A 2,472-nucleotide genomic window follows, 5' to 3' on the forward strand; every position below is an offset into this window, starting at 1 on the left:
AAGGGGGCGGGGGCCCGCGGGGTGTGCGTTTATCTTGTTCGTCGGCGGCTTCAGATGGGTATAAGGGACGGGTGCCGATGAGGGCGCGCAGCGCGGCCTCCTGCTCCCCCGCCAGCCGCCCCAGCTCGGCCGCCTCCCCGCCCAGTTCCCCGCCGCGCCGCTGCACCATCGCGAGGACCTGCAGCACCGAGTCGTGGATGCGGCGGGCCAGCCGCTCCCGCTCCCGGTTCGCCGACTCCAGCTCCACGGCCCGCGCCAGCCGCGCCTCGGCCTCGCGCGCCAGCCGGACGACGTGCCCGACGACGAGCCCGGCGAGGAACAGCAGCACGATGCCGTTGAACGTGGTGTCGCCGATGCCGCCGCTCGTCCCGGCGAACGCGTGCACCAGCAGGTTCGCGGCGGCCAGCACGAGCGCGGCGGTGAGGCCGAGCCGCCGCCCGCCCGCGACCGCCCACGCCAGCACCGCGGCCGCCACCCACGACACCGGCAGCGTGGGGCGCCCGGCGGCGATGTTCGCGGCCGTCTCCACCCAGGCCGTCGTGAGCACGCAGCCCGCGGCGACGGCGAGGTCGGCGGCCAGCAGCGGCCATCCGCGCCGCCGCGGATCACCGAACGCGAGGACGGCGTAGCCCGTCCACACGGTCATGACGGCGAGGACGGCCCAGCCGGCGGCGGGGCGCGCGTAGCCGCCCGAGTTCATGGCGATCACGACCGCGGCGTAGACCAGCGCGAGGCCGCGGTAGACCGCCACGGCCCGCCACAGCGCGACCTCCAGCCCCATCATCCGTGGTCGCTCAGGCCACCATCGTCCTCGACCCGGCGCACCGGCTTGCCCGCCATCTCGGCCTTCACCTCGGCGGCGTACCGGTCGACGTACTCCTGCCCGGACAGCTCCCGGATCGCGTCCATGATCTCGTCGGTGATCTGGCGCAGCACCTCGTGGTCGTCCTCGCGGCCGTAGAACCGGGAGAAGTCCATCGGCTTCCCGAACCGCACGCCGGGCCGGACGCCGAGCCTCGGCAGCGCCCTTCCGGGCGGCATCAGCTCGAACGTGTTGATCATCCCCATCGGGATGACCGGGACACGGGACTTCAGCGCCAGCCGCGCCACGCCCGTCTTGCCCCGGTACAGCCGGTTGTCGGGCGCGCGGGTGCCCTCCGGGTAGATGCCGAGCAGCTTGCCCTCGCCGAGGATCCGCAGCCCCGTCTGCAGCGCCGCCTCGGCCGCGTCCCCGCCGGTCCGGTCCACCGGGACGACGCCCACCCCGGTGAAGAACCCCTTGCTGATCAGCCCTTTGATCCCCTTGCCGGTGAAGTACTCGCCCTTGCCGATGAAGAAGATCGGGCGCAGCAGCGGCAGCGGCCCGAAGAAGTGGTCGGCGAACGACAGGTGGTTGCTCACCATCAGCGCCGGCCCGCGCAGCGGGACGTTCCGCCTGCCCTTGTTCCGGGGCCACCACCCGAGGTACAGGATCGGCGACAGGACGATCCTGAGCAGGATCCAGAACCACAGCATGCGGGCACCTTTCCTCGGACCTAGTGCCCTCGGGCGGCAGGCGGTCCATCACCGACGGGGAGATGATGGGACATCTTCCCACTCCCCGTCCCGCCGATCTACCGGCCGGTACCCCTGAACGGGACCCGGTCGGCGCGGCGAGGGGCCCGCGCGGGAACGTAGGCTCTGAACGGTGAATCTCAATCGGGTGCGCCGGGGGGCTTGTCCAGCGCGGCGCAGCGAATACCGTGGGACACACGTTTCGGGGTGTCCGGGAGCGCCGCCGTGTACGGCGGGCGCGACCGGGCACCGTACTGTCGTTGGGGGAGCGGAGGCCGTCATGCCGGTGCCGTCGGCCACGCCGGAGTCGTCGAAGGAGCCGGCCCCGTGAATCGCCGTGGCAATGGACTGTCGGCCGACACCTACGCCCCGCTGGTCGACCTCGCCCCGCATCTGGCCGACGCGATGCTGGCGGCGCTCGGCGAGGCCGGGGTCGCCGCCTACGCCACCTCGCCGTCCGGGCCGGCCGAGCCCGCCGAACCCGCCGAGCCCCTGGCCGGCGACGTCCTCGACCGGCTCTACGTGGACGTCGACATGAAGCCCGCCGCCGAGGGCATCCTGCGCGTCCACCTGGCCCGGCTCCGCGACGCCTCCGCCCGCGGCGAGCCCGCCGAACGCGCCGGGAAGGCCGAGCGCGCCGACACCGACCTCGCCGAACCCGCCGCGGAGGACGCCGGGACGGACGCGGGCGGCGGCCTCGCCGAACGCGACGAGGACGCCATCTGGGCCGAGATCGTCGCCGGCTTTGACGCCGTCCCCGACGGCGACGTCCCCTGGCCCGACGAGGAGGACATCCGGGAGCCCGCCGACCCCCCGCGGGAGGGCGACGACCGCACCGGCCGCCTCCCCCGCGCCCGCGTGATCAAGCCGACGGAGACGCCGGAGTTCCTGGAGCCCGGCGACGGGGAGGAGGACCAC

The 2,472-nt window shown here is 74.0% G+C and carries 2 protein-coding genes and 1 pseudogene; 1 reads left to right on the top strand and 2 read right to left on the bottom strand.

Going from position 1 to position 2,472, the window contains the following annotated elements:
• On the bottom strand, window positions 1-784 hold a 784-nt coding region (locus HUX53_RS22505), incomplete at its 3' end, for a DUF5931 domain-containing protein (protein WP_255205518.1).
• On the bottom strand, window positions 781-1,515 hold the full coding sequence (locus tag HUX53_RS22510; protein ID WP_176405206.1) for a 1-acyl-sn-glycerol-3-phosphate acyltransferase: 735 nt from the start codon (window positions 1,513-1,515) through the stop codon (window positions 781-783). The genes HUX53_RS22510 and HUX53_RS22505, both read right to left, overlap by 4 nt.
• A gap of 366 nt (window positions 1,516-1,881) precedes the next feature.
• Here HUX53_RS22510 and HUX53_RS22515 point away from each other — a divergent pair.
• Window positions 1,882-2,472 (top strand): annotated as a pseudogene (locus HUX53_RS22515) (hypothetical protein); the annotation flags it as partial.

The sequence above is a fragment of the Actinomadura sp. BRA 177 genome, from assembly GCF_013372625.1.
Taxonomy (GTDB): domain Bacteria; phylum Actinomycetota; class Actinomycetes; order Streptosporangiales; family Streptosporangiaceae; genus Spirillospora.